This is a genomic window from Marinospirillum sp. (genome assembly GCF_014859565.1).
Map to the genome: position 1 here is coordinate 1 of NZ_JACUUA010000196.1, position 5,902 is coordinate 5,902.

4 protein-coding genes are annotated in these 5,902 nt (G+C 53.2%); 3 read left to right on the plus strand and 1 reads right to left on the minus strand.

Annotation, left to right across the window (positions count from 1 at the left end):
- Positions 1 to 143 precede the first annotated feature (143 nt).
- Together IBX50_RS16205 and IBX50_RS16210 are read left to right on the plus strand one after the other, a co-directional pair.
- Complete coding sequence (locus IBX50_RS16205) at positions 144 to 1,670, plus strand: thymidine phosphorylase family protein (protein ID WP_292257335.1); 1,527 nt, start codon at positions 144 to 146, stop codon at positions 1,668 to 1,670.
- On the plus strand, positions 1,667 to 2,584 hold the full coding sequence (locus IBX50_RS16210) for a ribose-phosphate pyrophosphokinase (RefSeq protein WP_292257336.1): 918 nt from the start codon (positions 1,667 to 1,669) through the stop codon (positions 2,582 to 2,584). The genes IBX50_RS16205 and IBX50_RS16210 overlap by 4 nt, the downstream gene beginning before the upstream one ends.
- Positions 2,585 to 2,588: 4 nt before the next feature.
- On the opposite strand, the gene IBX50_RS16215 is transcribed toward IBX50_RS16210, so the two are convergent.
- Positions 2,589 to 3,917, minus strand: a complete 1,329-nt coding sequence (locus tag IBX50_RS16215; RefSeq protein ID WP_292257337.1) for a DASS family sodium-coupled anion symporter — start codon at positions 3,915 to 3,917, stop codon at positions 2,589 to 2,591.
- A gap of 240 nt (positions 3,918 to 4,157) precedes the next feature.
- Between IBX50_RS16215 and mqo the strand changes: the two genes are divergently transcribed.
- Entirely contained in the window at positions 4,158 to 5,684 is a 1,527-nt protein-coding gene (gene mqo / locus IBX50_RS16220) for a malate dehydrogenase (quinone) (RefSeq protein ID WP_292257338.1), read from the plus strand.
- Positions 5,685 to 5,902 lie beyond the last annotated feature (218 nt).

The following is a 5,902-nucleotide window of genomic DNA, read 5'->3' on the forward strand; positions in this document are numbered from 1 at the left end:
AGGAGCTTTGCAACTACGGTGCTATTGCATCATGAAACTGTCTGAACCATTGATACAGAACTTAAGCTGTTGCATTGCAGCTTGCTCCATCCGGCTGCGGCTTCTAAGATTGCCATAAGACCTTAACTTCTCAAGGATTTTACATGGCAGTCTCCGCACCATCTGATGGCCTGGCTTATCCACTCAGGCCGGTTCGGCTGGGTATCGACACTCATCAGGAGCAGGTGGTTTATCTGCGCCGTAACAGCCACGTCTGCCGTTCCGAAGGCTTTACATCCAGTAGTCGTGTGCATATTCGTATTAGCGAACGCTGGATTCTCGCCACCCTATCTATCGTCGACAATGACCAACTACTGCAGCCCGGTGAGATGGGGCTGTCAGAATCCGCCTGGAAAAAACTCGATCCTCAGCCGAACAGTGAAGCTCAGGTACGTCACCCAGACCCGGTACTGTCACTGAGCCACCTGCGTCGCAAGGTTTACGGTCATCGGCTGAATCAGGAACAAACCCAGGCCATCATTGATGACATTGTGTCCGGACGTTATTCCGATGTGCATCTCTCCAGCTTTGTTACAGCCTGTGCCGGTAACAATCTGGATCAGGATGAAATCATTGCCCTCACTAACGCCATGCTGCGATCTGGTCGCAGGCTGGACTGGGGACAAAAGCGGGTGGTTGATAAACACTGTGTGGGTGGTCTGGCGGGTAATCGTACCACGCCTATTGTGGTTGCCATTGTCACCGCCTGTGGTGGGGTGATGCCAAAAACCTCCTCCCGCGCCATTACCTCTCCGGCAGGCACGGCAGATACCATGGCCACCATGACTCAGGTGAATCTGTCTTTATCCACGCTCAAAAAAGTGGTTACAGAACAAGGTGGCTGCCTGGCTTGGGGTGGCTCGGTTAATCTTTCCCCTGCGGATGATATTCTGATCCGTGTGGAGCGGATGCTGGATCTGGACAGTGAAGGTCAGATGGTCGCTTCAGTGTTATCCAAAAAAGCGGCTGCTGGCTCCAGTCATGTACTGATCGACATTCCCATTGGCCCCACCGCCAAGGTACGCTCAGAAGAAGCCGCCGATCTACTCAGCAAACACCTGATTGAAACCGGCAAAGCACTGGGACTGGATGTACGGGTGATCCGAACCGACGGCACTCAGCCGGTGGGTCGTGGCATTGGTCCGGCGCTGGAAGCCCATGATCTGCTGGCTGTTTTGCGTAATGAACCCTCGGCTCCCCAGGATTTACGTGACCGCGCATTAACACTGGCCGCTGAGCTGCTGGAAATGGCGCACCTGGCCGAACCCGGAGCTGGGTTAGCAAAAGCCACAGAGACACTGAACTCCGGTCTGGCTCTGGAAAAATTCATCAACATCTGTGATGCCCAGGGCGGTTTTACCGAACCGGGCATGGCACCCTATCAATACAACTGGCAGAGCAAAACCAGCGGCCGGGTGATCAGCATCGACAATCGCCAGCTGTCACAACTGGCAAAACTGGCCGGTGCACCGGAAGACCCCACTGCCGGGGTCACTCTGGAAGTTAAATTACACGAGGCAATAAAACCCGGCCAACTGCTGCTGACCCTGCATGCCGACAGTCCGGGTGAACTCCAGTACGCAGTAGAATTTCTGGAAGCCCATCCCAACATGATCGAGATTTCTGCATGAACCCACCGCTGATTTTTAATCTGGACAGCCTGTTTGAACAAGCGGGTGATCAACCGGCCACACTGGCAGACCAACTGGCATCACTACTGCAGGCAGAAGTCGGACAGCTGGATTACCGCCAGTTCCCCGATGGTGAAAGTTATCTGCGCATCGACAGCCCGGCAGCAGGGCGCGACTGCCTGTTAGTGTGCAGTCTGCATAATCCCAATCCACGTTTTTTACCGCTGATTTTTGCTGCAGAAGTGCTGAAAGAGCTGGGTGCTCGACGTATTGCACTGGTGGCACCCTACCTGTGTTACATGCGACAGGATAAACGCTTTCAGGCCGGTGAATGCATCACCTCGCGCCACTTTGCCAGCCTGATTTCACGCAGTTTTGATTTTCTGATCACGGTTGATCCACACCTGCACCGTTACCAGAGCCTGGATGAAATCTACGGCATCTCTAGTAAAGCACTGACATCCGCAGAAAGTGTGGCGCAATGGTTGCTGCAGACGGTTCAAAAACCCCTGCTGCTGGGACCGGACAGTGAAAGTGAACAATGGGTAGCCGAAGTGGCGCGACTGGCCAATGCTCCCTTTGAGGTGCTGGAAAAAGTTCGCAGCGGGGATCTGGACGTTGAGGTTTCTGTCCCTCATGTGCAGCAGTATCTGGATCACACCCCGGTATTGGTGGATGACATCATCTCCAGTGGTCGTACCCTGCTGCAAACCCTGGAACACCTGCAAAAAGCCGGTATGAAACCGGCGGTCTGCATCGGCACCCATGGTCTTTTTGGGGCAGGGGCCTGGGAGCTGTTAAAAGCCGCTCATACCCACTCGGTCGTCACCAGCAACTCGGTGCCCCACCCCTCCAACGCCATTGATCTATCACCCGCCCTGGCTAAAGGTCTAAAACAATGGCTACAGGGTTGATGATTTAAAACAGCAAGGCAATAGCAGCCGCTGCAATCAGTGTCGGCCAGGCCAGCAAAGTCACCCAGCCGCCATTCACAATCATCGCACGCTGGCTGACCTTGCCACTGCCAAAAATAATGGCATTGGGTGGTGTGGCAACTGGCAGCAGGAAGGCACAGGAGGTCGCCACTGCCACCATCACAGCCACTACCACTGGGTTAACATCCGGTGTCATGCCAATAAACAGCGGAATCAACAAAGCTGCACTGGCGGTATTGCTGGCAACCTCGGTTAACGCCATCGCAAACGCCACCATCAACGCCACCACCACCAGCGCAGGCAACACCGCAAACCCACCACCCACCAGTGCTGCCAACCATGCACCCGTGCCGCTCACAGTCAGTGCTGCGCTCAGGGTAATACCACCACCAAACAGCAACAACACGCCCCAATCGGCGCTTTTTTCAATCTCTCTCCAGCTGGCCAACCCAAAGGTATGCAGCAGTAAAAGTGCCAGCAAAGCCACCGCCGCATCATAACCCTGGCTTATACCTAGCTTTTCTCCCAAAGGTGCACCAAAAATCCACAATATCACTGTTAGCAGAAACACCAACAACATACCTGTATGAGATCGGCTCCATGCCATATTTACATCCAGCACACTCACTTCCGCTGTTAAGGCAGGTTTTAAAACCCGACGTAACATCCAGTCCATTATTGGCAACAACACCAGCGCCAGAGGCAAACCCCACAGCAACCACTGCCCAAAACTGATACCCACAGCAGCAGCAGCAATGGCATTGGGTGGACTGCCCACCAGCGTACCGATACCGCCGATATTGGCACTAAAAGCCACACCCAGCAGTACATAAATCCAGGTATTCCGATAACGATCATAATCCAGTGGTGCCAGCAAACCCAGCGCCAACGGCAACATCATGGCTGCCGTAGCCGTGTTACTGATCCACATGGACAGGAGCGCCGTCAGGCCAAACAACCAGCGGGCCGCTCGTCCCACCTCACCACCAGCACGACGCATCACCCAGGCGGCCATCCAGCGATCCAGCCCCTGCTGGCGTAAACCTGCCGCCAGCGCAAAACCACCCAGAAAGAGGAAAATAATTGGATCAGAAAAGTGTGAAAGAGCCTTGGGCAGGCTAAAAATTCCCAGTAGCGCAGCCAGAAACGGTACCAGCAACGCGGTGACACTGACATGCAAAGCTTCGGTCAGCCACAACCAGGCAATCACCACCAGCAAAGCCAACCCGGAAGCAATATCGGCTTCCAGCGGCGTCAGAAAACGAATCAACAAAAAAGCAACAAACGCCAGCAGGCAATGAACGAGACGCACAAAAACTCCCTGAATCAGATTTGAGTACAGAAAAAAACGCTGTGAATTCTAGTCTTTAGTCGGACAAGTTACATGTATAAATTGCGAAAAACGTAACGCAGTTGCGAAAGATACAAAACTTTCAGCGCAAATTCTGGTCATAACCACTGTTTATGGCCTATTCCACTATAGATGGATTGATTGTCGCAGGGTGACGCCTATAATCGCGGCCAGAACACACTGGATGGGGTAACTTTAAAGATGACAGCAAAGAAAGTGGATGTGCTGCTGGTCGGCGCCGGAGCCATGAGCTCAACACTCGGCACCCTCCTAAAGCAATTAGATCCATCACTGACCATTGCGATGGTTGAGCGCCTTGATCAGGTCGCTCAGGAAAGTACCGATGCCCTCAACAACGCCGGAACCGGTCATGCTGCCTACTGTGAGCTGAACTACACGCCCGTCAAAGCTGATGGCAGCGTTGATACCACCAAAGCCTTCAGCATCAACTCGGCTTTTGAGCTGAGCCTGCAACTCTGGTCTTATCTGGTTGAAGAAGGCGCACTGCCTGCTCCCAAAAAGTTCATCAATATTGCACCTCATTGCAGTTTTGTCTGGGGTGACGAGAATGTTGGCTTCCTGCGTAAGCGTTATGAAACCCTGCGCCAGCACCATCTGTTTGCTGACATGGAATACAGCGAAGATCCGGCCCAGATCACCGAGTGGATGCCCTTGGTGATGAAAGATCGCCCCGCTGGTGAAAAAGTGGCTGCCACTCGTATTGCTTACGGTTCGGACGTCAACTTCGGTGAGCTCAGCCGTTCGATGGTCAGCAACCTGCAACAGCAGGATGGTTTTGATCTTTATCTGAATACCACCGTTGAAGATCTGGAACAGCAAAAAGACCAAACTTGGCAAGTCGAGCTGAAAGATCGCCACACCCGTAAAACCACAGTCATTAATGCCGGTTTTGTATTCATTGGTGCCGGTGGTGCCGCGCTCACACTGCTGCAGAAATCCGGCATCCAGGAAGGCAAGGGTTACGGTGGTTTCCCGGTCAGCGGCCAGTGGCTGATCTGTAACAATCAGGCGATTGTTGAACAACACCATGCCAAGGTTTACGGCAAGCCACCTCTGGGTGCTCCGCCCATGTCCGTGCCTCACCTGGATACCCGTATCATCAACGGCAAAAAAGCCCTGCTATTTGGACCTTTTGCCGGATTCACCACCAAGTTCCTGAAAAAAGGTTCCATTCTGGATCTGCCCTGCTCGATTCGTGCCAATAACCTGCGCCCATTGATGTCGGTTGGTCTTAGCAATATGGATCTGACCCGTTATTTAATCAGTGAATCTTTGCAGTCTCATGAAGCCCGTGTGGACTCACTGAAAAAATACTTCCCTGCGGCAAAAAAAGAAGACTGGGAACTCTCCATTGCCGGTCAGCGTGTGCAGATCATCAAAAAAGACAAAAATGGCAGTGGCAAGCTGGAGTTTGGTACTGAGGTGATTGTTTCTTCAGACAAAACCATGTCGGCTCTGCTGGGTGCATCACCCGGTGCCTCCACCGCAGTGCAAGCCATGCTGAACGTGGTTGAGCGGGCTTTCCCGCATTTGGTGCAAGGTGAAGGCGGCCAGAAACTACGCCAGATGATCCCTTCTTACCAGCAATCACTGACGGACGATGCACAACTGCTCAAAACAGTACGCGAACGCACTCTGCGTGTACTGCAGCTGGATGAGCAAAGCCCCGCAGCAGAAAAACAGGTCTTGACATCCTCCCCGCCCTAAAGGGCGGGGAGGATGTCAAAGGCGAATACTATGCCTCACTGCTGCATGCAGGGGGCAAGCAGCAGCATGCAGCCATTGCGCCAACAGGATCTGCCCAGCCGCCAGCGCAGTATGTGAGGGAGTTACAGCGACCAGTCTTCAAGCTGAATTGGTATACGGGGTATCAGGGCAATCGGGCTTAATTGATGCCCAGTAGTTTGAGCAGATAGTCATTGTCC